The organism is Rhizobium sp. BK049 (assembly GCF_014193135.1).
In the GTDB taxonomy this organism is placed as follows: Bacteria; Pseudomonadota; Alphaproteobacteria; order Rhizobiales; family Rhizobiaceae; genus Rhizobium.
The window spans coordinates 92,103-115,254 of sequence record NZ_JACHYV010000024.1; the positions used below are offsets into that span (position 1 = coordinate 92,103).

Below are 23,152 nucleotides of genomic sequence, written 5' to 3' on the forward strand. Positions count from 1 at the left end.
GCGATCATTCCAGGCGAGTATACGCAAGAGGGAGAGGAGGGAGGGGGATTCTGAGACGGGTTTGGAAGGCAGGAGAGAGCTCCGGCCGGCTCGTCACGGAGAAGCGAAATGGCACAGGCCATCGAGAAAATCACATTGAACGTTGGACGCGAGATCCCTTTCAATAAACTGATCCTGAGCGAGCAGAACGTCCGTCGGGTCAAGGCAGGAGTCTCGATCGAAGATCTCGCGGAGGACATAGCACGTCGCGGACTGCTGACCAGCCTGAATGTGCGTGCTGAAGTCCACGGCGTCGGCAAGGAGACCGGCTTTTATCGCATCCCCGCCGGTGGCCGGCGTTATCGTGCGCTTGAGCTGCTGGTCTCCTGCAAACGGCTGGCAAAGACCGCCGGTATTCCCTGTATCGTCAGCAGCGGCGATACCCTCGAAACCGAGGATTCTCTCGCGGAAAATGTCCAGCGGGTCGACCTTCATCCCCTCGACCAATACCGCGCGTTCCAGGCCTTGCGCGAGCAGGGGGTTGGCGAAGAGGAAGTCGCAGCGCGCTTCTTTGTCTCGGCCGCCATCGTCCGGCAGCGCCTGCGTCTGGCTTCGGTCTCGCCGCGACTGCTCGAACTCTACGCCAATGAGGAGATGAAACTTGAACAGATCATGGCTTTTTCCATCAGCAACGACCACGTCCGCCAGGAGCAGGTCTGGGACACGGTCTCGCGCCAGCAGGTTCGTGAACCCTATTACATCCGCAGGCTCCTGACCGAAACGACGATCCGCGCGAGCGATCGCAGGACCGTCTATGTTGGGATCGATGCCTACGTAGCCTCCGGCGGTGTCGTGATGCGCGACCTGTTCGAGCAGGACAACGGCGGGTGGCTTCAGGATCCGGCGCTGCTCGAGCAATTGGCGCTCGAGAAACTGGCGGCAGACGCAGAAGCAATAAAGGCTGCGGAAGGCTGGAAGTGGGTCGAAGCGGCCTTCGACTTTCCTTACGGGCATACAGCCGGGCTGCGTCGCTTCTATGGGCACCAGGCCGAAATGACCGACGAAGAGGCTGCTCGATACGGCACGCTGAAGGCCGAATACGACGATCTGGATGCAGCCTATGCGGAGGCCGAGGAAACGTGCGAGCAGACCGAACATCGCTTGGAGGAACTCGGGAACGAGCTCGACAGGATCAACGACCGGCCGTATGTCTTCGATCCTCAGGATGTCGCCCGTGGCGGCGCGTTCATCTCTCTTGGCGCCGGCGGCGAACTGAAGATCGAGCGCGGATTTGTCCGGCCGGAAGACGAACCGCAGCCGGAGACGGTGGAGACCGAGGCAGTGATGTCCGGGAGCGATGACGGCTACGAGGTGAGTGGATCATCGTCCATCGGTGGGGCAACGCTCGACGGTCGGGCCGCTGCCGGTGATGAGGCAGACGAGGAGGACGGTGCCATCCGCCCGATATCCGATCGTCTGCTTGTCGATCTGACGGCGACACGCACGGTGGCGCTGCGCAATGCGCTCGCCAACAATCCGGCTGTCGCATTCATCGCCGTGCTGCACGCCTTCGTCCTGAAGACCTTCTACCATTATGGCTCGGGCACGTGCCTGGAACTGACGCTGCAAAGCGCCACCTTCGGCCAGACGGAAGGGCTCTCCGGCACCGTCTGGGCCGGGGAGATCGACCAGCGGCAGGAAGCATGGGGCCAGGACCTTCCGAAGCTACCCGAGGATCTGTGGGACTTTCTGATCGCGCTCGATGAGGTCAGCCGGCTGGCATTGTTTGCCCATTGCGCATCCCTCTCGCTGAATGCCGTAATCGAGCCATGGAACAAACGCACCCGCGCGATCGCTCATGCCGACCAGCTCGCCCGTGCAATCGGCTTCGACATGGCCGGTGCCGGCTGGATGCCGACAGTCGACGCCTATCTTGGAAGGGTCACCAAGGCGCAGATCCTGCAGGCCGTGCGGGAGGCGAAGGGCGAACAATCGGCTCACCTGATCGATCATCTGAAGAAAGCCGATATGGCGCGCGAAGCCGAGCGCCTGCTCGACGGCAGCGGCTGGCTACCCGAGCCGCTAAAAATGGCGATTGAAGACGCATCGGCAGACAGCTCCGGAACAGCAGTCGGTGAGATCGCCCACCGCGCTGCCGATGATGTTATGATCGAAGCCGCGGCTTCAGATCTTCCGGCTTTTCTCAGTGACGAGGTGAACGCCGAGCAAGCGACGGGAGAGCCGGATGACGCCTTTCGGCAGGAGCAGAAGCATCTAGATGCTGCCGAGTAGGCTTTAACCATCCGACCGATATGGTCCGGCGGGTATGCCGGGCCTTCGATTCCGATCCACGCGCATGGTCCGGCTCCAACAGGAGGCCGGACCACTTTCGTTTCAAGGAGCAAATGTCATGGACTCCATCACCTCCGCCTCGCAACCGGCATCTGGCTTCAGGGTCGACATCTCGCGCGGTGAGCGCAATGGCCGCGTCTCGTCCGAATGGTTCTCTCGACCTGATGATGAGCGCTATCTTTCTCTTGGCGAACTCTACGGTGCGGTCAGGTCCCGTGCTGAGCGCGCTCACGCCCGAACGGTGGAAAGTTCGTCGATCCGCCTCGAGGCCAGTCGCGACAACTCCGAGCGGCTCGAGCTAATCTTACCCGGCAACCGACGCCCGGTGGCACCGACGCATTGGAGCTATGGTCAGCTTTGCAACCTGGTAGGCGCGCCCGCCACCTATATGCGCCAGCTTCCCGCGCCGCTTGCCGCGATCAATCTACAACATGGCCTGCTTAACAATCGTGCCGAGCTCGTCAAGACGCTCGAAATGGATGATGGCCGCGTCGAGCTGCGGGCGGTGACCGGCCCCGACTACGGCAGGATCTGGGACCACGAGCTCGTGTCTGCCGTAATGAAAATCGCCGGCAACGCGACCGGCGACACGATCTGGAAAGTGCCGGGCCTGCTTGATTGGGCGAGCATGACATATAACCCCTTCGTCGATATCTCCAAGGATACGACCACGCTCTACGCATCCGACCGTGATGTCTTCCTGTTCCTGGTCGATGATACTCATCCGATCGAGGCGGGGCGCCTGCCCAATGGTGAACCTGATCTCTTCTTTCGCGGCTTCTATGCCTGGAACTCGGAGGTGGGGTCGAAAACGCTCGGCATCGCCTCCTTCTACCTGCGCGCCGTCTGCGCCAACCGCAACATCTGGGGCACGGAAAACTTCCAGGAGATCAGCATCCGGCACAGCAAATTCGCTGCTGAGCGTTTCGCCCATGAAGCGGGACCCGCGCTGACAAGCTTTGCCAATTCCTCACCTGCAGCTTTCGTCGCAGGCATCCAGGCCGCGCGCGAGCGGATCGTCGCCCGCGACGATGATGACAGACAATCATTCCTGCGCCGGCGAGGTTTCTCGAAAAGTGAAACGGGCAAGATCATCGAGACTGTTCTGTCCGAAGAAGGCCGCCCGCCGGAATCGGTCTTCGACTTCGTTCAGGGAATCACCGCCCTGGCACGTGACAAGAGCCATCAGGACGTCCGTCTGGAGCTGGAAGGCAAGGCGAGGAGGCTACTGGAAAGCGCGGTCTGAGCGCGCCTCATAAGGTAATGACGTCGATCGGTCCGAGCCCGCTCGACGGCATTGTTTTTTCCGCCAACCGCATCGCCCCTTCCAGGCTCCCGCGCGATAATAATGACAAGGTGCGGCGAATATTCTCGGGAAAAAAGGAACGCACGGGCGGGGGCAGTCGGTTCCGCCTCCCTGCCGGCCCCTATGCTGAGGCTCCCGCGGCTGCCCTTGTTCCGCCCTTAGCGTGGCAAGAATTTCCGAAATCCCGCCTTCGGCGGCGCTATGCTGATTTCTCCGATACTCTTCAATTGTCTGTCTGGAACCCGCCCGGGGGCGGGTTGCCCGACCACCCTTTCTCTCCGGGTCAGCAGCACGACCGGGCGACAAATGATTCGCCGTTGCGTCCCGTTACTTGCGAAAGAAAGTCAGTTTAATCCGATTTCTGGCCGACGCGGAACGAGCTCAGTTTGTTCAAAAGATCCTCCGAAATCTCGAATTGCCGGGCCGTTCCCCTGCCCATGGAATTCTTCACCATCGTCTCGCTCAGCATTCCACGCTTGACCAGAAGGTCGACGGTTTCCTTGACGCCAGTTCGCGTCAGCTCGGTAATCTCGATGATATTCGAAAGGGTTAGCTTCTGGTGCGCCTGGCTCATCGTGTAGAGGATCGTCATCATGCCGACCTGTTTCAGTCGCGCCTGCGGCGTCTCGTCTTCCAGCGGATGATCGAGGATCTCATGGAGAATGAGTCCCGAGAAGGCAAGGTTCTGCCATTGCTTTTTAAGTGCGCTTGTCATGTCATTTAACTGTGTTATATAAGTCAGTAAGAACTCGGGAAGGCAGCTGTGCAAGCTCTCCCGAATGCGATGGAACATCGTCGTGTCGAAGGGGTCTGCCCATGAAAAGCCTTCTGCTGAATTCATTGCTAACGATCTGCTGCATGACGCCATCCTATCTTATTTCCGGCAGTAAAGCGCAAGCTGAAGTTTGGGGATGCCAGGTTATCCTGTGCCTTTCGAATCCCGGAGGGCCGACGCAATTCGGGGAATGCCGGCCGCCGATCCAAAAATTGTGGCGGGAGCTTGCCAGAGGTCATTCGTTCCCGACCTGCAGCGGCGTCGGTTTTCACAGCTCGCGGCCTGGTTATGAACCCTATTATTGCGATGCCGGATATAGGCTGAGGGGAGGAGACGGTTCCGGCGGGGGGCAAGTGACCTGCGTGGCGACTTCACCGCAACCGGTGAGCAATGCCCTCTGCTTGCATGATGCTGACAACTTTGGCACCCACGACAATTCGGTACTGTCACCACATTGGCAGCGTCAGGATGGGCGCTACCGGTGCATGGGTTACCCGATCATGCGCCCGAATGTGAGGTCGCAGCCTCACTATATCGACGTCACCATCGACGGCGCGACGACGCAGCGGGTGTGGTACTGACAATGGCCGCTGCCTTCATCGATATCGCGCAAGCCTGCGCGCCGATGGTCAAGGTCGAAACGCTGGCAGCCGTCGTCAGCCTTGAGAGCGGTTTTCAGCCTCTCGCCATTCGCATCAACAGCGGCCCGCCACTTGCCGACCAACCCACATCGAAGGAAGAGGCGATCGAGGACGCCACATCTCTGATGGCCGATCGCCAGGATATCCAGGTCGGTCTTGGCGGCCTCGGGATCGAGGCGCTTCAGAAACTCGATCTGTCCCTTGCGGACGCCTTCGATCCTTGCCTGAGCCTCAAGGCCACGGCGACGCTTCTCGACGGATACTACCGTGAGGCTCTCCGCGTGGGCGACGATCCGGCGCGAGCCGAGACAGTCATGCTCCGCTCCTATTACGGTCGCGGCGATCCATCCGTTGGCGCGATAGTCCGGTATGACGAGCAGGTGCGTCAGGAAATCGGGCGGCTATCGCCTCTGCTGGCCTCGCTCTCCGTTGCGGGAACGGACGACCAGCTCCCGTCAGCCCCATCGCCGCAGGATCAGCCGAGACAAGCGCCTCTCAAACAAGCCTCACACCCCACCCAGGCCGCTGAAGCCGAGCCATGGGATGTTTATAACTCCCGGCGGCGGTCGTCGGCTCTCGTTTTCCAGAACGATAGATTGGAGCAAAGCGAATGATCTCGAAACCCCGTCTTCGCCCCCTTGCCACATCCACCCTCATGGCGGCGGCGATCGTCGCCTTCATGGTCGAGCCGGCCTTCGCCCAGGCCGCCGGTATCGAAACCGTGCTGCAGAACATCGTCGACATGCTGACAGGCAATATCGCCCGTCTGCTGGCGGTCATCGCCGTCATCATCATCTGCATTGCGTGGATGTTCGGATACATGGATCTGAGGCGCGCAGGCTTCTGGATCATAGGCATAGGCGGAATTTTCGGGGCGACCGAACTGGTCAACACCATCGTCGGGAGCTGAACGCCGTGGCGAACGCCCTGCACCTCGAAGACGATACGTTGTTTCTCGCATGCACCCGCCCGGCAATGATCGCCGGCGTGACCATGGAGGCCATGGGCGTCAACATCATGCTGACGACCATTCTTTACATCACCGCAGGATCGATCGCCTATGCGCTCGTCGGCGTCGCCTTTCACGTCCTGTTTCGCGCACTCGTCAAGCACGATCACAATAGGTTCCGGATCCTGATCGCGTGGATCGAGACCCGGGGGCGATCGCGCAATAGCGCCTATTGGGGCGGCGCGAGCCTCTCGCCCTTGCCGCTCGCCCGCCGTTACGACGAGAGGGATTTCAGCCTTGCCTAGTATTGCGACGCTCCGGTCTCGAGAACTCGGCGCGGAGACCTTCATCCCCTATGTCAGGCATGTCGACGAGGCGACGATCGCGCTTGATTCCAGAGCGCTGATGACCATGATCGCGCTGGAAGGAGTTTCCTTCGAGACCGCCGATATCCGCGATCTTAACGGCCTGCACCGCAGCCTGAATACGCTTTACCGCAATATCGCCGACGAACGGCTGGCGCTCTGGACGCATGTCATTCGCCGTCGCGACAACACCTATCCCGAGGGACGTTTCGCCAACCCCTTCTGCGAAGGCCTCAATGCCAAATATCGCGATCGGATGATCGGTGAAGACCTTTTCCGAAACGACCTTTATCTTGCCCTCGTCTGGCATCCGGGCCGGGACGCTGCCGAAAGGGCAGCCAATCTTCTCTCCCGGCTGCGCAAGGCGCGCCGCTCCCGTATCGAACTTGATGAAGATGCCCTGAAGCATCTGCGCGACCGGGTGGCGGATGTGCTGGCCGGATTGCAGCGCTTCGAGCCACGTCTCCTCACCTTGCAAGAGCAGGGCGGCATCCTGTTCTCTGAACCGAGCGAAGTTCTCCATCAGATCGTCGGAGGGCGGCGTGAACCAGTTCCGCTGACGGAAGGAAGGATTTCTTCGGCGATTTATTCCGATCGGGTCATCTTCGGGCGCGAGACAGTCGAGATCCGTCACGAGGCCGAAAGCCGCTATGCCGGCATCTTCGGCTTCAAGGAATATCCGGCGACCACGCGTAGCGGCATGCTCGACGGCATCCTGACGGCCCCTTTTGAACTTATTCTGACGCAGTCCTTCGCGTTTACCTCGAAAGCTGACGCCCGCACGATCATGGGCCGCAAGCAGAACCAGATGGTCAGTGCCGGCGACAAGGCAGCAACCCAGATCGAAGAGCTAGGGGAGGCGCTGGACGACCTCGAATCCAATCGTTTCGTTCTGGGAGAACATCACCTTGCGTTGACGGTCTTCGCCCCTTCGGTCAAGGAGCTGAGCGACCAGATGGCGAAAGCTCGCGCTAGTCTTACCGGCGGCGGCGCCGTCGTCGCTCGCGAGGACCTGGGGCTCGAGGCTGCCTGGTGGGCGCAGCTGCCCGGGAACTTCCGCTATCGGGCGCGCTCGGGGGCGATCACCTCGCGCAACTTCGCCGCTCTTGCTCCCTATCATTCCTACCCTGCCGGTCGGAGGGACGACAACGAATGGGGACCGGCGGTCGCCATGCTCAAGACAGCATCGGGCTCACCCTTCTATTTCAACTTCCACCACAGCGATCTCGGCAACACCTTTGTCTGCGGCCCATCTGGCGCCGGCAAGACCGTGCTCCTGAACTTCATGCTGTCGCAGCTCGAAAAGCATGATCCCCATATGGTTCTCTTCGACAAGGACCGAGGCGCCGACCTTTTCGTGCGCGCAGCAGGCGGCAATTATATGCCGCTGAGAAATGGCATCATCACCGGTTGCGCTCCGTTGAAGGCGCTGGACCTCACTCCAGAATACAAGCTATTCCTCAACGGCTGGATCGCCAAGTTGGTCGGATCAGCATCTGGCGACCTATCAATAACCGACTTGCGCGACATCGCTTCGGCGGTCGACGGGGTGGCGGACCTGCCGATGGAGCGCCGCTCCATCGGTGCCCTGCGCACGTTTCTCAACAACACCGATCCCGAAGGAATTGCCTCTCGACTGAGGAGATGGGAGAGGGGAGGACCGCTCGGCTGGGTCTTCGACAACGAGGCCGACGATATCGGCATCGGAGCCAAGTTCATCGGCTACGACATGACGGATTTCCTGGACAACGAGGAAATCCGCACGCCGTTGATGGCCTACCTGTTCTATCGCATCGAGCAGCTGATCGATGGGCGCCGCATCATCATCGTCATCGACGAATTCTGGAAGGCGCTTCAGGACGAGGGCTTTCGGGATCTCGCGCAAAACAAGCTCAAGACCATCCGCAAACAGAACGGGCTGATGCTGTTTGCGACCCAGAGCCCGCGCGACGCCATCGCCTCGCCGATTGCCCATACAATCATCGAACAGTGCCCGACGCAGATTTTCCTGGCCAACCCGCGCGGCGACCGCATCGACTATGTCGATGGTTTCAAGCTGACCGAACGCGAGTTCGAGCTCGTCTCACGCGAGCTCTCCGTCGAGAGCCGCCGGTTCATCGTCAAGCAGGGGCACAACAGCGTCGTCGCCGAGTTGAACCTCAATGGCTTCGACGACGAGCTCGCCATTCTCTCGGGCAGGACGGCCAACGTGGAACTTGCCGATGCCATCCGATCGCAACTTGGCGACCGGCAGGAGGATTGGCTTTCCGTGTTTCACCAGAGAAGGAAGACAGCATGATCCGCACCGGAACTATGGGGCCCTTGTTTGCATCTGCCGTCTTTTTTGCGTCGGCAATGCTGGCGTCTGCACAGGGCATACCCGTCATCGACCAGACTTCGATCGCCAAGCAGATCGAGAGCATCTCGCAGCTCAAGTCCCAGCTCGACACCCTGAACCAGCAGCTCCAGCAGGCCCAACAGCTATACGGATCGCTGAACAAGATCACCAACATGGCCGACGTCGCGAGCCTTCTGAACGAACCTTCGATCCGCAAGGCCCTCCCACAGGATTTTAATGCGATCGAGACCCTGTTCAAAGGAACCGGCAGCGGCGTCTTCGGCAGCTCCGCCTCAAAATTCCTCCAGGACAATTCCACCTATCGCACTGATGCCAACGATTTCTATGCGCAGGAGTTGTCGCGCATACAAAACCAGAATGCGGGGCAGATGAGCCTCGGTCAGCAGATCTATGATGCCGCCACCAAACGCATCGAAGGCATCGACGAGCTGCGCCAGAAGATCTCCGGTGCAGCTGACGCCAAGGATGTCGCCGACCTGCAGGCCCGCCTCCAGGCCGAAACAGCCTTCCTGCAGAGCGACGTCCTTCGCATGCAGGCACTGCAGATGATCCAGCAGGCGCAGGTACAGGTCGATGAACAGCGAAAAGCCGAAGACTGGCGCAAACGCATGGACACTATGGGAGCGGCGCTCAAATGAAATGGTTTCTTCCCACCATGGCCGTCCTTTTCCTGTCGGCCTGCTCTGCACAGACGGAAGCGGTTTATACCGTTGATGAACTGGTTGCCGACGATGCTCTGCTCGCAAGGATCATCGTTCAATGCCGCAACAATCCGGGCGAGCTCAGCGATACCCCCAATTGCCGCAACGCCGAGGCGGCCGATGGCAAGCTGCGGCTCGAGCGGATGCGCCAGTCGCTCGGAGGCTAAGCGGTGTATCAGGTCTTCAGCTTCGTCGACGGACAGTTCAAGACACCGCTGGAAAACTTCATTTCCTCGGGCACCTCGAATATTGCGAGTTGGGTGAGCGGACCACTGACCGCGGCGCTGACACTCTATGTGGTGCTCTACGGCTACCTTGTTCTCCGCGGATCCATCCAGGAACCCATCCTCGAATTTGCCTTCCGGGCAATGAAGCTTGCCATCATCGTCATACTGGTCAGAAATGCGAGCGACTATCAGACCTACGTCACCAACATCTTCTTCAACACACTGCCGCGCGAGATCTCGCAAGCGCTGAACTCTGGCACCGCACCGAGCGCGTCGACTTTCGACAGCCTGCTCGATAAGGGCCAAAAATGTGCCCACGAGATATGGTCCCGGGCCTCCTGGCCGGTCGACTTCGTCACCGGGATCGGCGGCATGATGGTCATCGGCGCGAGCTTCGTCGTGGCGGCTATCGGGTACATCGTTTCGCTCTACGCCCGGCTCGCGCTCGCTATCGTACTGGCGATCGGCCCCATCTTCATCGCGCTCGCCATGTTCCAGTCGACCCGCCGGTTTACTGAATCCTGGATCGGGCTGCTCGCAAACCTGGTCATCCTGCAGGTCCTGGTCGTCGCGATCGGCTCGCTGCTGATTACCTGCATCGACACGACATTTACGGCGATAGAAGGCTATAGCGATGTCATGATGCGTCCGATTGCGCTCTGCGCCATCTGCCTTGCCGCTCTCTATGTTTTCTACCAGTTGCCGGGCATCGCTTCGGCACTTGCTGCCGGAGGAGCGTCGCTGACCTACGGATATGGCGCCGCGCGCGATGCCCATGAGAGCACGCTCGCCTGGGCCACTTCCCGTTCAGCTACGGCGATCGGCCGCGGGGCTCGTTCGGTCGGCCGCCGCCTGGCGCCAAGCCGGATCGAGTGAACGCTTCAACCTCAAGACAATTGGACAGGCTACTTTCCCATGATCCGTGTCGCTTTATCGCTCTTCCTGATCCCGAGCCTGGCCGCTTGCGGCTCGATGTCCCACCCTCTTCCCAAATGTGATGGCTATGCCCGCCGGCCGATGAACCGCTCGATGTGGCAATGGCAGGATAATAGAAGTGCAGAACAGCCCGTGACGGGGGCTGTTCCCGTACAGCCGGCGAGCCAGCCTTTTGCCTATTGGGAGGGGGCGCTCCCCTCAGCCGCACCGGCTGCCTTCGCGCTTTTCGATATTGAAGGTTCTTATCGTCCATGCGGGGCCACCAAATGGTAACCACGGACAGTTTGAAGAGTTACTTCGAAAAGGCCCGACGCTTCGACCAGGACCGGATGATGCAGGTCGAGCGATCCGCGCGGATTGCGTGGTTCGTGGCAGTCTGCGCCGGCATCCTTGCAGGCGCTTCCGTATTTGCCATAGCCGGCCTCACCCCGTTGAAAACCGTCGAGCCTTTCGTGGTGCGGGTCGACAACTCGACGGGAATCGTCGACGTGGTCTCGGCATTGACGTCGACGGCCGGCACCTACGACGAGGCCGTCACCAAATACTTTGCGGCCAAGTATGTCCGTGCTCGCGAAGCTTATGTATGGAGTGAAGCTGAGGAGAATTTTCGCACCGTCGCCTTGTTGTCGACGCAGCCGGAACAGACGCGATTTGCCGCTCTTTATCGCGGCAGCAATCCCCAATCCCCTCAGAACATCTATGGCCGCAGCGCCACCTCGCGCATCAACATCGTTTCCATCTCGCTGATCAATGCCAATGTGGCATCGGTGCGTTATATGAGAACCGTTACCCGCGGGGAGGAGGTGGCCACCACGCACTGGGTCGCAACCCTCACCTTTTCCTATGCCAACGCTCCGATGTCCTCGACCGATCGGCTGATCAATCCCCTCGGCTTCGTCGTCAGCGAATATCGCGCCGATCCGGAGGCGATCAATTGAGAGCCTGTTTCCTCCTTCCGCTGATCCTGGCCGGCAGCCTTTCTTCGGCGGCGGTCGCCCTCGAAACTCCACGTGGGGCAGCGCAGGACAGCCGCATCCGCTTCGTCGATTATCAACCCTATAACATCACCAAGGTCGTTGGCACGCTGCGGTCTTCGGTACAGATCGAATTCGCGGCCGACGAGGAAATCGCCCATGTAGCGCTTGGCAACAGTGTCGCATGGGAGGTGGCGCCGGCCGGCAACATCCTGTTCCTGAAACCCCGCGAAAGCCAGCCGGTGACAAATATCTCGGTCGTGACGACACGACGGGACGGATCGACCCGCAGCTACCAGATGGAACTGACCGTCCGTGACGGCAGCGTCGAGGCCGGGCAGAACACCTATTTCTATCTGAAATATCGTTATCCAGCCGATGAAGCGGAGCGGCGCCGACAGGCGGCAGCTGTCCGCGCGCAGGCGGCACAGGCCGGTGAGGCCGATCGCGTGCTTGCCCTTCACGAAGCCTATGGACCGCGCAATTGGCGCTACTCGGCGCAAGGGTCCCAGGCGCTCGAGCCGCAGGCAGTCTACGACAACGGCAAGGTCACCACCTTCGCCTTTGCCGGCAACCAGGAAATGCCGGCGATTTACATGGAAAATTCCGATGGCACCGAGAGCCTCGTTCCCAAATCCGTCGACGGAAATCTCGTCCTCGTTCACGCGATCAGCCGCAAGTTCATCTTGCGCAGGGGCGGCGATGTCCTCTGCGTCTTCAACGAAGCCTACGATCGTATCGGCATCAATCCCGGGACCAACACGACGTCGCCATCCGTCGAGCGCGTCGTCAGGGTGCCGCCTGCGGCAATGCAATAGGAGGTGTCATGGTAGCCGAGGAAGAGATTACCCAGATTGCGGGTGAGCGGGCCGAGACATCGACTGCGCGTCGGATCGACAGCAATCCGATCGTCAAGCGAGGCGCCGTCGCTCTGGCAACCGTCGTCTTTGTCGCATTCGCCCTCTGGTCGATGCGAGAGCAGGACAAGCAATCCGGCAGCGGGCAGCCGGAACGGGTCGTCATCCGTCAGACATCGGACTTCGAGCCGGCGAAGGAGCCCGAAGAGCCGCTGACGCCGCCACCGGCGGCCCTGCTCCCCACGCCCGGGATAATCGAGAGCGCGTCGACCGACAACGACAAGCTGCTCGATGCTGCGCGCCGCGCCCCTGTTATAGCCTATGGCGGCGAGAAATCGCCGCCAGCGCAGCGGCGCGATCAGGCTGGAGGTTCCGAAGAGACCTCCCCCTACATGCAGCTCGGCAACAATCAAGGCAGCTTCCCGCCGGAAGGCCAAAGCGATGACCAGCGCTTCAACCGCCTGCTGACGCCGACGCAATTGCAGGGTTCCCGTGCCGGTACACTGGGCAACCGCGATTTTATCGTCGCGATGGGAACATCCGTCCCCTGCGTTCTGGAGACGGCGCTCTCCTCCGATCAGCCGGGATTTACGAGTTGCGTCATCAACCGAGATGTCCTGTCGGACAACGGTCGTGTCGTGCTGATGGAAAAGGGCACCCAGGTGGTCGGCGAGTATCGCGGCGGCCTTCGTCGTGGGCAAAAACGCCTCTTCGTCCTTTGGAACCGGGCCAAGACCCCAAAAGGTGTGATCATCACCTTGGCATCGCCTGCAACCGATGCTCTTGGCCGGGCCGGCGTCGACGGTTCCGTCGACACGCATTGGTGGGAGCGTTTCGGGAGCGCGATCCTGCTGTCGATTGTTGGCGATGCGACCTCCTATGCCAGCAGCCGGCTTCAGGACAGCGATGTCGAGGCGCAAAACACCACCGGCGCCGGTCAGCAGGCCGCCTCGATTGCCGTCGAACAGTCCATCAACATTCCACCGACCCTCATCAAACATCAGGGTGAACTGGTTTCGATCTTCGTCGCGCGTGATCTCGATTTCTCGAGCGTCTATCGGCTTCGCGTGAAGGAGTCCCGCAACCGCATCTACGACCGCGCCGTGCTCGGGGATTTCGCGTCAGGCTCCAGGCTCGCAACAAAATAGGGCACCGAGGATGACTGAAGCTGCTGACGCCGGCGTTGTGCGCGAACTGCTTTCGCCACTCTCACGCTTTCTGCGCGACGACACGCTCTATGAGGTCATCGTCAATCAGCCTGGACAGGTCGTCACGGAAGGAAGAGATGGATGGCAGACACATGCTATGGCGGAGCTGTCTTACGATCGCCTGATGCGTCTTTCCCGGGCAGTCGCAAGCTTCTCCAACCAGTCGATCGACGAAACTCGGCCGATCCTGTCGGCGAGCTTACCGAATGATGAGCGGATCCAGATCGTCATCCCGCCTGCAACGACGAAGGGCACCGTCAGCATCACCATCCGCAAGCCGTCCTCGGTGTCGTTAACGCTTGAGGATCTCGATCATGGAGGATTGTTTGCAGATGTCGCGCCCGTTGACGGCTCCGGAACGCGACCCGATCAGAGATTGGGTGAATACTTTCGGATCGGCGCCTACAAGGCGTTTTTACGGGAGGCCGTGCTAGCAAGAAAGAACATCATCATATCCGGCGCTACGGGGTCAGGGAAAACGACGCTATCGAAAGCTCTGATCCGCCATATTCCCCATAACGAGCGGATCATTTCGATCGAGGATACCGCCGAACTGGTCGTTCCGCAGCCGAACCACGTTCGGCTCTTCTACTCGAAGGGCGGCCAAGGGCTTGCCAAAGTCGGCGCCAAGGATCTGCTCGAATCCTGCCTGCGCATGCGGCCGGATCGCATCCTGCTGCAGGAGTTACGGGACGGAACGGCCTTCTATTATATTCGCAATGTCAACTCGGGCCATCCCGGTTCAATCACGACCGTGCACGCCGATTCCGCACGCCTTGCCTTCGAGCAGTTGACGTTGCTGGTCAAGGAATCGGAAGGTGGCGGGAATCTCGAACGCAGCGACATTCGCGAAATGCTGACAGTTGCGATAGACATCATCGTCCAGTGCAAGCGCATCGGCGGACGGTTTCGGGTGAGCGAGGTCTATTATCGAGATGCAGTTGGGGGAGGCAATCGTACTGGCGTGGGGGCATTTCGAAACAGCGCTATGCGCAGTAGCAGGCGTCGCAGCGACGCGGGTGTTTAAGTGGCTAACCAACCGAGGTCGCCAGCTTTCCGATCCCAGAGGTGCCGTCGCCGACCGAATGGTCTTCATCTCATCTTTTGCTCTTCGTCCGCTGGTCGCCATATTCCACCAGAAGCGGTGGGTCTCGGAATGAGTCGAGACAGGGTACGCGGAAGTCAGCAAAGTCTTCCAGGTTGCGGGTGACAATGATAAGCCCGTGCGTTTTCGCGACGGCGGCGATGCCGGCATCCATGACATGCTTTTCCCTAGCGCCGACAAAAGAAGCCCATTCTTTCGTTGCCGCTGCGTCGAGACTGAGAACGCGATCGGGCCCGAAGCTGATTTCGAACGCGGCTATCGCGTCTAACTTGGCCTGAGCCTTCTTCGGATCCTTTTTCATTTGCGCCTCGGCGCCTTTGCGTTTCTCGAAGAGCGTGAAAACGCAAATTGCCAGTTCGTTGTCGTCGATGGATCTCTTCCACTAAACGACATTGTTGTGCGTATCCATTGAACGGATGACGGACTCGTCGAGCAAATATTTAAGCACTCCGAGGCCCTGTCTTAGTCATCATCAAAGACACCGCTTTTGATAAGACCGGAGATTCCGCGTTTCAGGGACGTCGAAGGATAAGGGCGCCCCTTTTTTGGATATGCCCTCGCGAAGTCGATCGCATGTTCAACTTGGTCACGCTTGAGCGAGGGAAAATCCTCGAGGATCTCCTCGATAGAAGCCGCAGGATACAAGGCAGCCACCTGATAAGCAGGAATATCGGTTCCCTTGATAAAAGGCTCTCCCCCTTTCATTTTTATTGAAGCCTTGATCGTTTCGAGCAGCCTCAATCTCCTCTTGAGTTTGGCGTCGCTTTTTCGAAGATCCACGACGAGCGCGCCAAATCGCGCCGTCGTGGCCTTTTCTGGAAGCCTCGACAGTTCCTCATAAAGACGGCGTTTGCCTACGCCGGACAGGGCTTCGCCGATTTCGCGATCCATCGTTAGAAACCGCAGCTCAGCCCTTCCTAGAAGGCGTTGAGCTCGTTGCCCGACTTTAACCACGGTGGATTTGACGACCTTCTTGTCGACTGCGTTTTGAACGTCCGTAGGAGAGCGATCTGCCAAGAAGCTCGCTTCCGTAACCGTAAATTCCATATTGCTCATGTCGATGGTCCTAATTCAACTCCATGTGGAGATGAATTAATATAGGTGTCGACAATCGATCAGGTCAAGCGACTGCCCTAAACGTCGAGGAACTAACGTCCGATCGCACCAGCCAGGCTACGGACGCGCTCAAAGCAGCAGGATTGAACCAATTGCCATCTCGCACAATTGAGCACCGGGTGCGCCAAGCTGCTCTTGGCAAGAAATCGGCTGCTGCGTATTAGAGCTCAATAGTTTAAGGCAAGCGCGGCATTTCACCCTCGGCCACACGCCAGATCCATGACGCCATCTCTGGTCTGGCGGCAATCATCTCGCTCAGAGCAACCTCATAATCTTCGTCCGCATTCGTCGGAACGATGAAAAGGGCCACGGGCGCCGGCCTTGGATCTGGTAATGTCACGGAGGCGATCGGCTGACCACGTGAAAGATCGAAGCGCAATCCTTTTTTGCTTATGCGCTTTAACCCGGAGAGCCGTTCGAGGAGACGCTGTTCGTAGATGTTTTCGAACGGGATCCAGTTCTCGTTCACCACCATCATCGCCACTTCCTCCACAGATGCGATCCCTACGCTCGAAATGCCGAAAGTGGCGATCACGATAAGATGGAACACTTCGTTTGATCGCCAAAGTTCCAGCTCGGTGTCATATCGTCCATTCAACCGCTTCCATGCTCCCTCATCGATCATGAGGGGAAAGGGGAGGTGGCGAACCAGGATTTTCTGGCTGTCGCGGGCTGGCGAAAACTCTTTCACTTCTGCGACCATCACCATCAGTTTGCGCGGTCCGGAAGTATCTGCTTGGGCGCCAGCCAGCGTCGCAGCGCGCCGGGCAGAAATACCCTCCTTGTCTTCCTGGTGAAATACTTCCGGAATAAACAGGATATCGCTTAACGGGCCGCCGCGAACGATCATCTGTCTTGCCGCATTCATCAGACTGCTGCGAACGCGGGCCCAGCCTCGCCTGCCAGCCCATAACGATGTCCATTCTGTAAGCTCTGCCGTATCCCACAGATAATGGAGCATCGCTCGGAGCGAGAGTTTTTTTGGCTGGCTTCGCACAGTTTCCGTCGGCTCCGATGACGCGCTCGAGTTGGATCGGTTGCCTCGTTTCGACAGGGAGAAGTCGAGCTTCAGCATGGCCGCACCGGTTGCCGCATCGATCTGGATCGCGCTGCCGATCAACGGCCCGAGGCCGGATAGTTCATAGGGTCGGATCATAGGACGGACAAACCGGATCATGCTGCCGGCCTGACAGCGGCATGCGCTTGACCAGGAACTGGCCGTCCATCCGGGCGATGTACATCGGCACCGGCGGTTCCCGACACCGGCAAAGTGGCCTGAGCTTCTGCTCGTAGGCGCGTGCGAGCTCTGACTGAAACTCTGGTGAGCTTTCTTCGAGCGCCTGATTGCCTATTACAAACTGTTTCACTTGCTCCTCGGGGTCCCTGCAGGGCTCAACAAGCCTCATAAGGAATTAGCACAATGATGACGCTTTATACTAGCGCAAAATAGTTAGTATAGTGAATTCGAACTTTGCCGCTGGGGTTTTGTTTCTCGCCATCGCCCGGCAGGTGCGCAAGGCGGCCGTTGGCAGGGTGAGAGAGGCAGGGAGGGGCCGGAAGAGGGGGCCGGGCAGGGCAAAAGAGTTTCAGCGCAACGTCACTCCTCGCTCTTAGAGGACCTGCCATGAATACAAACTCATTTCTGGCGGCAAACACGCAAACACGGCTGTGTCCTCGCAATCTTCCTCGCGCCGCGTACCTTCTACAGTCCAGATAACGCGACCGACAATCATGTGCCGACACTGCGCGAGGCTGCCATTCGATCTTTATCAGTCGTCCATGAGGGAGGCAGCATCATGTTATCAATCTCGGAACTGGCAGATCGTCTAGCGCTAAATGCAGTCGCGTTCTGCCGTCATTATCTGTCTGCAGGAAGGCGTGCCGGCAATTACTGGATCGTCGGAGATGCCAGAAACAAAGAGGGCCGATCACTCTATGTCCATCTGACGGGCCCGCGCGCCGGCCGGTGGACGGACGCGGCGACCGGCGAGTATGGAGACCTTCTCGATCTCATACGGGAGACGTGCGGGCTCCTCGATTTCCGGGATGTCGCGGAGGAAGCAAGGCGCTTCCTGAGCTTGTCCCAACCGAAAATGGCCTCGTCCGAGAATATCGATGTTAGCGAGCGCCGATTGGCCAACCGCCCGGCTGCGGAACGGGCTCGGCGCCTGTTTGCCATGACACAGCCGCTCGCCGGCACACTTGCCGAGGGCTATTTGCGCGATCGTGGCCTCTTGCAGGCTACAGCTCATTCGGCGCTCGGATTTCATCCATCCTGCTACTATCGTGACCTTGCCACGGGCAGCACGGAGGCCTATCCCGCACTCATTGCCGCTGTGACCGATCCTTCCGGCACAGTCACCGGCATTCATCGCACATGGCTCGATCCGAGCGGCGGCAAGGCCAAGGTGGCCGATCCGCGCCGGGCGCTCGGTGGTCTTCTCGGCAACGCCGTCCGCTTCCGGTTTCCCCCCGGTGAGCCTGTGCCGGTCCTGGCCGCGGCTGAAGGTCTCGAAACGGTGCTGTCGCTATTGGAGGTGATGCCAGGCATGCCAGCGGTCGCTGCACTCACAGCCAATCACCTCGCAGCCTTTTGCCCTCCTGCCGGATGTCTGCGCCTCTACATTGCTGGCGATGCCGATGCGGCGGGGCGGCAGGCAATCAAGCGACTGAGCCGTCGCGCTCAGGCACTTGGTATCCTGCCGCTTGTCCTCGCCCCTGAACTCGGCGACTTCAACGAGGATCTGCGCTGGCTCGGGGCGGACCGGTTGAAGACCAACCTGCAGGCTCAGCTTGTTCCAGGAGATGCAATGAACTTCCTGACCCCGTGAGGCAGACCGAACGGCAGGCGGCGGTGGCGGTGCTGGCAGATGGTGAAGGCCGCTCAAAAGCACTTCCTCCAGCCGGGTTCGCCTGCGGGCCTGTCGGGAGGCGACCTTTACCACGCGGCGGCGGGCCTTCAGCGGATCAGTCAGGTTTCTTCCCCGCGCCGGCTTTGCCGGCGCTCCTCGCGGGCCAAGAAACCTTCCTTCTGCCGCCCGGCGCTGCGCTGGGCCGCAGCGCTTTGCGCCGCGGTTCCGGCCCGTCTCCGCGTGAGCAGGATCGCCGTCAGGCCGCGCGAGGCGCGGTCGCAACCGGATGGAGATCCTCATGACCTTGCCCCTTCCCATCGACGATGCCATCGAGCCCCACCACGCGTCCTCCCCAACGGACCACTTCATCTACGAGATGCAGCTTCACGGCTATCGTCCTTTTCAGGACGAGCCGGACCCGCGGCCGCTGCCCGAAGAACCGCTCGTCCAGTCCGGGTTGACCGCAATCTTCGACGCCTTGTTCGAGATGCTCGGCGGCACACGGCTTGAGCCTGATCTCGAAGATTTGTTCTGGTCGATCCCCAATCTGTTTCATCGCGCAGGCGAACGCATTCAGCGCGAGCTCGACCGCAATGAGGTGGCGCAGCGTACTGGCCAGCGCGAGCAGGACGGCTCGGAGGTGAAGAGCGTCGAGCTCGAACGCCTCATTGCCGAGGGCATCACGTTGCTGGAGCGCCGTAATGCCTTCGAGTTCATGCGGGACTATGCGGCCGATCTTTTCGAGGCGCAGACCGGTTCGGCCTGGCGGCCGCGCACCGGCTCCAAGGTCAACCACGCCCACGTCACCGCGGCGATGATCGACTCCCGGGACTTCCTGTCTGCACGCCGGCGCGCCGAAACCGAAGTGTTGATCCCCGCCGGCACCAAGATCGCCTTCTCAGGCGGCATGGACTACAACGATCATGAACTGATCTGGGCCAGGCTCGATCAGGCCCACACCAAACATCCCGACATGGTCCTGCTGCACGGCGGCTCGCCGAAGGGCGCCGAGCGCATCGCCGCCTGCTGGGCCGAGGCCCGCAAGGTGACGCAGATCTCCTTCAAGCCGAACTGGACGAAGCACGCCAAGGCTGCTCCCTTTCGCCGCAACGACGAGATGCTCTCCGTCATGCCGGCCGGCGTCATCATAGTCCCGGGTTCCGGAATCACTGGCAATCTCGCTGACAAGGCACGTCGTCTCGGCATTCCGGTATGGGAGATAGCGGAGGATGGCGCGTGAGCGCCATTTCCTCCGGCGCCCCCCGATCGCAATTGAGATCGCGTTACAGATTGCACGCGTGCGACCAAGGGCCCGTTCAGGTCGTTAGCGGGTGGAGCCGCGTATCGAGGCCAAAGGCCTCTTGAAACTTCAGCGTATAGGCGTCCGCCGCTTTGTCGGCCAGAAAAATCAGGTTCCAGCTGTATGGAGAGACGGCGCTCGGGATCGCCACGAAACGGTGGCGTCGAAGCAGATCGTCGCCGAAGGCTTGCTGGCCGGCGCCGGGAATGCCCGGACGAAGCCAGTTGGGATCGGGCACGCTTGCCGGATCGACGACAAGGACGTCGCCATCATCGGCAATGACGGCGGCGGTCATGATATGGGCCACGGTGTCGAGCGCCCGGAAACCCTTGTGGACAGCGACCTCGAGCATCGCTGTCGCGGGATCGAGCGAGCAGTAGACCGCGCGAACCCCCTTGCTGTTCCAGCGACCGCCGACCCTGTAGGCGCCTTCCCCGCTATCCCACGTCGGCGCATGGACGGCCTGATCGAGCCGCCACGCGACCAGCCCGGTCCCGCCGAGCGCGACTGGCAGCAGGGTCATGCATAGACGCCATATTCGAGACGATCGAGATGGTCCTCGACAAGTTCGACGCCGGCAGGTGTCCCCAGAAGATCGATCGGCCGGCGCTGGTCAAGACCGACCGCTGGACGTTCCAGCCATTGTTCGGCTTCTGCTTGGGATCCGAAGATATCCGTTGCTTTTGCCAGGATCTCGGCAAATTTCCATGTACGGCCACTCTGTTCCTGGCTGAGGGGTTTGGAAGGCGTGTCCTTCCGCCGCTGCCATGTGCGAAGGCTCATGCCCACCGCCTTTTCCAGAGACTCGTTCTTGCCAATGACAACGAGCGTGCCGACAAGATGATCGAGCGCTGATGCGGGCAGGCCATGCAGAAGTAGTTCATGAGCGTCGAGTGCGTTGGTCAGGCGACGCGACAGAATGCGCGAGCCGCCGAGCAAGGCTTCGATTTTTTGCAGTTCACCACCGACTGCTGCTGAAGACGATGCTTTTGCTGCGACGGTCATGATCTTTCTCCTGCGTCACCTGTCGCGAATTACATGTCATGTGTCGCGGTCGATTTCAAGGGTGGAGGATGCGGCGTAACCGCCGTACCCGGGTTCTATTTCGCCGGCGAGCCGGCTCCACCAACCGCGCCGGAACGGGTGACGATCCCTGCGCGATGATTGCCGCGATCTTTTGGCGCCAGCTCAGGTCATGACAGGCGCCGTCGCAGTCGGTATGTAGCCTTTCCGGTATTTCCGACGTGCGAGGCCTAGAAAATGTGCCACGGCTTCCTGTTCGGTCGCGAACACGTCGGTCCTCTCGCTGCCACGCCTGCCGATCCGCCCCCAGCTTCGAACGACCGCAGTTTCGCCGAACAAGGTCGGTCGGATGGCGAGCACGTAATAGCGCGCCATGTTGCGGCTGGCATCGATGCGGCGACAATGGAGGTGGAAAGATATCCGGCTCATGTCGAGAATCTTCCCCACTGGGACCGGCCCCGTCCAACGAGAGTTTTGAATCCTTCCCAGCCGATCGATTCCAGTTTGTGATGTATTGACGCGTCAGGACCTGCAAGCAACATCGGCAAAGCCGGCCCCGGGGAGATCGGGCGACACCCCGGCCACGATGGTTTAGTGTTCGGCGGAGAACGCCGGATCCGCAGCCGGCACTGCTGGGGCGTGCCTGTCGAGATCCGGCATTCGGCCTCGGAGCGGCAACTCCAAACGGCATTGCACATGCCCGAGCGCCGATGCGATGGCTGCGTCGATTACGTCCGGCCGTTCGATGATTGCGCAGCTGGCACGCGCTTCACGCCTTGTCGTGGCCAGGACCGACGGGAACTTGAGTGGCGTTGGGGATTTCAAAACCCTGGCTCTCTCGCAACGCGCGATAGGGGGGTGCCATGATGGTCTGTCCCGCCCTTCGGTCGCATCCGGGCCATTCCCGTTCTCTTGTGTCGCCTTTCTAAGGGACCGGCCGCCGTTAACGTCAACCCGCAAGGGGTTCCCCTCGCTGGCGCTCCGGTGACGCCTGCAGCTCGGCCCCTTCTTCGGGCGCCATCGGGAATGGTCCCGAGCAACCGAAGGAGACATACAATGGCAACCACCATCGCAACCCTGACGCAGAAGACCGACGGAACCTTTGAAGGCATCTTTGCCACCATCCGGGTCAATGCCCCGATCGCAATTGTCCCCAACGCCAGCAAGGCGAGCGACGACGCACCCGACTACCGCATCATCCACCGCAAGACCGGCTTCGAAATCGGGGCGGCGTGGAACCGCATCGCCCGCCAGACGGGTGAGGAATATCTCTCCGTCAAGCTGGAGGCACCTGAGATCGGCGTGATCTTCGGCAACGTCGCCCAGGCTCCTGGCGGTGACCCCGGCAAGAAGGTTATCCTCTGGAACAGCCCGGCGTGAGCTGGGCGGCCGGCCCCGTCACCGGGGCTGGCCGCTCTTGCGGACCAGAGATCAGATGCGGGCACCCAAGCCCGCGGTTGATCAAAAAATCGTGCGATACGGAGAGGAAAGGTCTGCTCAGTCGGTCCGAGGATGCCATGGCGGCATGAAGGCCTCAAGGACGAGCGGTGCCCCCAATTTTGTCTCCGCTCCGGTCCCCTGCGCTCCGATAAAATCGGCACCCCCACTCGCCGGCTTCGCCGGTCGCGTTCCGCGATCCTTGACCCCTCCATCCCGCCATGACCGCGGGCGTCGTCTTTCACAACGTCAAGGAGACGACAATGACCACTTGCATCGACGAAGTCATCGAGCTGCTGCGCGCCGAACTGCTAAACGCCGAACCGGGCGAGTATCGGCAGATCGAGAGCGAGCTGGAACTGGCGCTGGCCGAACGCGAGGTGATCTGGGCCGAGCAGGACGGCCGCATCAGCGCCGAGCCTCCGTTCTGACGGAGGCTTATTGCCACGTCCGTAAGCCCGCCAGCCGGATCGACCGGCCGCCGTGCTGTCGGGGACTTTATCCCTCGACACTCCTGCCGGCTCGCGCCGGAAGTGGTCGCGTCCCCTTTGGCGCCGCGGGTCTCTCTTCTCTTCTGACGTCCCATTTTACTCCGGCAAAGTCGGGTAGCAGCGGGGCATTGCTGCCCCGCCGCCCCCTAAGAACCGGGCGTGCGGATCACTCCGCACCCGGCTCAAGCCATTCTCCAGC

At 60.4% G+C, this 23,152-nt stretch carries 25 protein-coding genes and 1 pseudogene; 19 read left to right on the forward strand and 7 right to left on the reverse strand.

Translation table 11 applies throughout. The features are described from left to right. Nucleotides 1-108: 108 nt before the first annotated feature. On the forward strand, nt 109-2,271 hold the full coding sequence (locus FHT70_RS22850; protein ID WP_183705046.1) for a ParB/RepB/Spo0J family partition protein: 2,163 nt from the start codon (nt 109-111) through the stop codon (nt 2,269-2,271). A 118-nt stretch (nt 2,272-2,389) separates the two neighbouring features. Further along, nucleotides 2,390-3,577: a DUF932 domain-containing protein gene (locus FHT70_RS22855; protein WP_183705048.1), complete on the forward strand. Its 1,188-nt coding sequence runs from the start codon at nt 2,390-2,392 to the stop codon at nt 3,575-3,577. A 409-nt stretch (nt 3,578-3,986) separates the two neighbouring features. Here FHT70_RS22855 and FHT70_RS22860 read toward each other — a convergent pair whose 3' ends face one another. After that, the gene (locus FHT70_RS22860; RefSeq protein WP_085782007.1) at nt 3,987-4,352 is read right to left on the reverse strand and encodes a MarR family transcriptional regulator; all 366 of its coding nucleotides are present in this window, start codon (nt 4,350-4,352) and stop codon (nt 3,987-3,989) included. Between the two features lie 101 nt (nt 4,353-4,453). On the opposite strand from FHT70_RS22860, the gene FHT70_RS22865 reads away from it, so the two are divergent. Genes FHT70_RS22865 through virB11 form a run of 13 tightly spaced genes read left to right on the forward strand, consistent with a single transcriptional unit; the run spans nt 4,454 to nt 14,656 of the window. Then, a complete protein-coding gene (locus FHT70_RS22865) occupies nt 4,454-4,993 on the forward strand; it encodes a hypothetical protein (protein WP_183705050.1) in 540 nt (179 codons plus the stop codon). Nucleotides 4,994-4,995: 2 nt separating this feature from the next. Next, the gene (locus tag FHT70_RS22870) at nt 4,996-5,667 is read left to right on the forward strand and encodes a transglycosylase SLT domain-containing protein (protein ID WP_183705053.1); all 672 of its coding nucleotides are present in this window, start codon (nt 4,996-4,998) and stop codon (nt 5,665-5,667) included. Beyond that, complete coding sequence (locus FHT70_RS22875; RefSeq protein WP_183705055.1) at nt 5,664-5,963, forward strand: TrbC/VirB2 family protein; 300 nt, start codon at nt 5,664-5,666, stop codon at nt 5,961-5,963. The genes FHT70_RS22870 and FHT70_RS22875 overlap by 4 nt, the downstream gene beginning before the upstream one ends. Before the next feature lie 5 nt (nt 5,964-5,968). Next, nucleotides 5,969-6,307 carry a type IV secretion system protein VirB3 gene (locus FHT70_RS22880; RefSeq protein ID WP_183705057.1) on the forward strand — a complete coding sequence of 113 codons (339 nt, stop codon included), beginning with the start codon at nt 5,969-5,971 and terminating at the stop codon, nt 6,305-6,307. Further along, complete coding sequence (locus FHT70_RS22885) at nt 6,300-8,666, forward strand: VirB4 family type IV secretion system protein (protein ID WP_183705059.1); 2,367 nt, start codon at nt 6,300-6,302, stop codon at nt 8,664-8,666. Before FHT70_RS22880 ends, FHT70_RS22885 begins: the two co-directional genes overlap by 8 nt. After that, complete coding sequence (gene virB5 / locus FHT70_RS22890; RefSeq protein ID WP_183705060.1) at nt 8,663-9,364, forward strand: P-type DNA transfer protein VirB5; 702 nt, start codon at nt 8,663-8,665, stop codon at nt 9,362-9,364. The genes FHT70_RS22885 and virB5 overlap by 4 nt, the downstream gene beginning before the upstream one ends. After that, nucleotides 9,361-9,594 carry an EexN family lipoprotein gene (locus FHT70_RS22895; RefSeq protein ID WP_183705062.1) on the forward strand — a complete coding sequence of 78 codons (234 nt, stop codon included), beginning with the start codon at nt 9,361-9,363 and terminating at the stop codon, nt 9,592-9,594. Before virB5 ends, FHT70_RS22895 begins: the two co-directional genes overlap by 4 nt. A gap of 3 nt (nt 9,595-9,597) precedes the next feature. Further along, nucleotides 9,598-10,530, forward strand: a complete 933-nt coding sequence (locus FHT70_RS22900; RefSeq protein ID WP_183705064.1) for a type IV secretion system protein — start codon at nt 9,598-9,600, stop codon at nt 10,528-10,530. 39 nt (nt 10,531-10,569) lie between these two features. Further along, a complete protein-coding gene (locus FHT70_RS30475; RefSeq protein ID WP_246721931.1) occupies nt 10,570-10,863 on the forward strand; it encodes a hypothetical protein in 294 nt (97 codons plus the stop codon). Next, nucleotides 10,857-11,528: a virB8 family protein gene (locus tag FHT70_RS22905; protein ID WP_183705066.1), complete on the forward strand. Its 672-nt coding sequence runs from the start codon at nt 10,857-10,859 to the stop codon at nt 11,526-11,528. The genes FHT70_RS30475 and FHT70_RS22905 overlap by 7 nt, the downstream gene beginning before the upstream one ends. Further along, nucleotides 11,525-12,382 carry a P-type conjugative transfer protein VirB9 gene (gene virB9 / locus FHT70_RS22910; protein WP_183705068.1) on the forward strand — a complete coding sequence of 286 codons (858 nt, stop codon included), beginning with the start codon at nt 11,525-11,527 and terminating at the stop codon, nt 12,380-12,382. The genes FHT70_RS22905 and virB9 overlap by 4 nt, the downstream gene beginning before the upstream one ends. 8 nt (nt 12,383-12,390) lie before the next feature. Next, nucleotides 12,391-13,569 (forward strand): type IV secretion system protein VirB10, encoded by a 1,179-nt coding sequence (gene virB10, locus FHT70_RS22915; protein WP_183705070.1) that lies wholly within the window; start codon nt 12,391-12,393, stop codon nt 13,567-13,569. A 10-nt stretch (nt 13,570-13,579) separates the two neighbouring features. Then, entirely contained in the window at nt 13,580-14,656 is a 1,077-nt protein-coding gene (gene virB11, locus FHT70_RS22920) for a P-type DNA transfer ATPase VirB11 (protein ID WP_246721932.1), read from the forward strand. 70 nt (nt 14,657-14,726) lie between these two features. Here the strand turns inward: virB11 and FHT70_RS22925 are convergent, their stop codons facing one another. From FHT70_RS22925 to FHT70_RS22935, 3 genes and pseudogenes are all read right to left on the reverse strand, one after another. Continuing rightward, a complete protein-coding gene (locus FHT70_RS22925) occupies nt 14,727-15,104 on the reverse strand; it encodes a PIN domain-containing protein (protein ID WP_348649564.1) in 378 nt (125 codons plus the stop codon). A gap of 92 nt (nt 15,105-15,196) precedes the next feature. Then, nucleotides 15,197-15,790, reverse strand: a complete 594-nt coding sequence (locus FHT70_RS22930; RefSeq protein WP_183705072.1) for a DUF433 domain-containing protein — start codon at nt 15,788-15,790, stop codon at nt 15,197-15,199. A gap of 235 nt (nt 15,791-16,025) precedes the next feature. Then, nucleotides 16,026-17,217, reverse strand: a pseudogene (locus FHT70_RS22935) (DUF1173 domain-containing protein). Nucleotides 17,218-17,646: 429 nt separating this feature from the next. Between FHT70_RS22935 and FHT70_RS22940 the strand changes: the two are divergent. Then, a complete protein-coding gene (locus tag FHT70_RS22940; RefSeq protein WP_183705074.1) occupies nt 17,647-18,681 on the forward strand; it encodes a toprim domain-containing protein in 1,035 nt (344 codons plus the stop codon). Between the two features lie 319 nt (nt 18,682-19,000). Continuing rightward, a complete protein-coding gene (locus FHT70_RS22945) occupies nt 19,001-19,942 on the forward strand; it encodes a DUF2493 domain-containing protein (protein ID WP_183705076.1) in 942 nt (313 codons plus the stop codon). 76 nt (nt 19,943-20,018) lie between these two features. On the opposite strand, the gene FHT70_RS22950 is transcribed toward FHT70_RS22945, so the two are convergent. From FHT70_RS22950 to FHT70_RS22960, 3 genes are all read right to left on the reverse strand, one after another. Continuing rightward, nucleotides 20,019-20,525: an RES family NAD+ phosphorylase gene (locus tag FHT70_RS22950; RefSeq protein ID WP_183705078.1), complete on the reverse strand. Its 507-nt coding sequence runs from the start codon at nt 20,523-20,525 to the stop codon at nt 20,019-20,021. Continuing rightward, nucleotides 20,522-21,007, reverse strand: coding sequence for a DUF2384 domain-containing protein (locus FHT70_RS22955; protein ID WP_183705080.1), 486 nt, complete (start codon nt 21,005-21,007; stop codon nt 20,522-20,524). Before FHT70_RS22955 ends, FHT70_RS22950 begins: the two co-directional genes overlap by 4 nt. A gap of 183 nt (nt 21,008-21,190) precedes the next feature. Continuing rightward, nucleotides 21,191-21,454: a WGR domain-containing protein gene (locus tag FHT70_RS22960; protein WP_097601274.1), complete on the reverse strand. Its 264-nt coding sequence runs from the start codon at nt 21,452-21,454 to the stop codon at nt 21,191-21,193. Nucleotides 21,455-22,081: 627 nt separating this feature from the next. Between FHT70_RS22960 and FHT70_RS22965 the strand changes: the two genes are divergently transcribed. Both FHT70_RS22965 and FHT70_RS22970 read left to right on the forward strand, forming a co-directional pair. Further along, on the forward strand, nt 22,082-22,405 hold the full coding sequence (locus FHT70_RS22965; RefSeq protein ID WP_183705082.1) for a DUF736 family protein: 324 nt from the start codon (nt 22,082-22,084) through the stop codon (nt 22,403-22,405). A 320-nt stretch (nt 22,406-22,725) separates the two neighbouring features. Beyond that, complete coding sequence (locus tag FHT70_RS22970) at nt 22,726-22,893, forward strand: hypothetical protein (protein ID WP_176536392.1); 168 nt, start codon at nt 22,726-22,728, stop codon at nt 22,891-22,893. Nucleotides 22,894-23,152: the final 259 nt, after the last annotated feature.

Bases quoted from the DNA above. Each gene is read 5' to 3' on its own strand.
- FHT70_RS22860 (WP_085782007.1), bottom strand. From the start codon at position 4,352: ATGACAAGCGCACTTAAAAAGCAATGGCAGAACCTTGCCTTCTCGGGA.
- FHT70_RS22875 (WP_183705055.1), top strand. From the start codon at position 5,664: ATGATCTCGAAACCCCGTCTTCGCCCCCTTGCCACATCCACCCTCATG.
- FHT70_RS22955 (WP_183705080.1), bottom strand. From the start codon at position 21,007: ATGACCGTCGCAGCAAAAGCATCGTCTTCAGCAGCAGTCGGTGGTGAA.
- virB5 (WP_183705060.1), top strand. From the start codon at position 8,663: ATGATCCGCACCGGAACTATGGGGCCCTTGTTTGCATCTGCCGTCTTT.
- FHT70_RS22850 (WP_183705046.1), top strand. From the start codon at position 109: ATGGCACAGGCCATCGAGAAAATCACATTGAACGTTGGACGCGAGATC.
- FHT70_RS22965 (WP_183705082.1), top strand. From the start codon at position 22,082: ATGGCAACCACCATCGCAACCCTGACGCAGAAGACCGACGGAACCTTT.
- FHT70_RS22870 (WP_183705053.1), top strand. From the start codon at position 4,996: ATGGCCGCTGCCTTCATCGATATCGCGCAAGCCTGCGCGCCGATGGTC.
- FHT70_RS22940 (WP_183705074.1), top strand. From the start codon at position 17,647: ATGTTATCAATCTCGGAACTGGCAGATCGTCTAGCGCTAAATGCAGTC.
- FHT70_RS22855 (WP_183705048.1), top strand. From the start codon at position 2,390: ATGGACTCCATCACCTCCGCCTCGCAACCGGCATCTGGCTTCAGGGTC.
- FHT70_RS22895 (WP_183705062.1), top strand. From the start codon at position 9,361: ATGAAATGGTTTCTTCCCACCATGGCCGTCCTTTTCCTGTCGGCCTGC.
- virB10 (WP_183705070.1), top strand. From the start codon at position 12,391: ATGGTAGCCGAGGAAGAGATTACCCAGATTGCGGGTGAGCGGGCCGAG.
- FHT70_RS22865 (WP_183705050.1), top strand. From the start codon at position 4,454: ATGAAAAGCCTTCTGCTGAATTCATTGCTAACGATCTGCTGCATGACG.
- FHT70_RS22930 (WP_183705072.1), bottom strand. From the start codon at position 15,790: ATGAGCAATATGGAATTTACGGTTACGGAAGCGAGCTTCTTGGCAGAT.
- FHT70_RS22960 (WP_097601274.1), bottom strand. From the start codon at position 21,454: ATGAGCCGGATATCTTTCCACCTCCATTGTCGCCGCATCGATGCCAGC.
- FHT70_RS22970 (WP_176536392.1), top strand. From the start codon at position 22,726: ATGACCACTTGCATCGACGAAGTCATCGAGCTGCTGCGCGCCGAACTG.
- FHT70_RS22950 (WP_183705078.1), bottom strand. From the start codon at position 20,525: ATGACCCTGCTGCCAGTCGCGCTCGGCGGGACCGGGCTGGTCGCGTGG.
- FHT70_RS22945 (WP_183705076.1), top strand. From the start codon at position 19,001: ATGACCTTGCCCCTTCCCATCGACGATGCCATCGAGCCCCACCACGCG.
- FHT70_RS30475 (WP_246721931.1), top strand. From the start codon at position 10,570: ATGATCCGTGTCGCTTTATCGCTCTTCCTGATCCCGAGCCTGGCCGCT.
- FHT70_RS22905 (WP_183705066.1), top strand. From the start codon at position 10,857: ATGGTAACCACGGACAGTTTGAAGAGTTACTTCGAAAAGGCCCGACGC.
- virB11 (WP_246721932.1), top strand. From the start codon at position 13,580: ATGACTGAAGCTGCTGACGCCGGCGTTGTGCGCGAACTGCTTTCGCCA.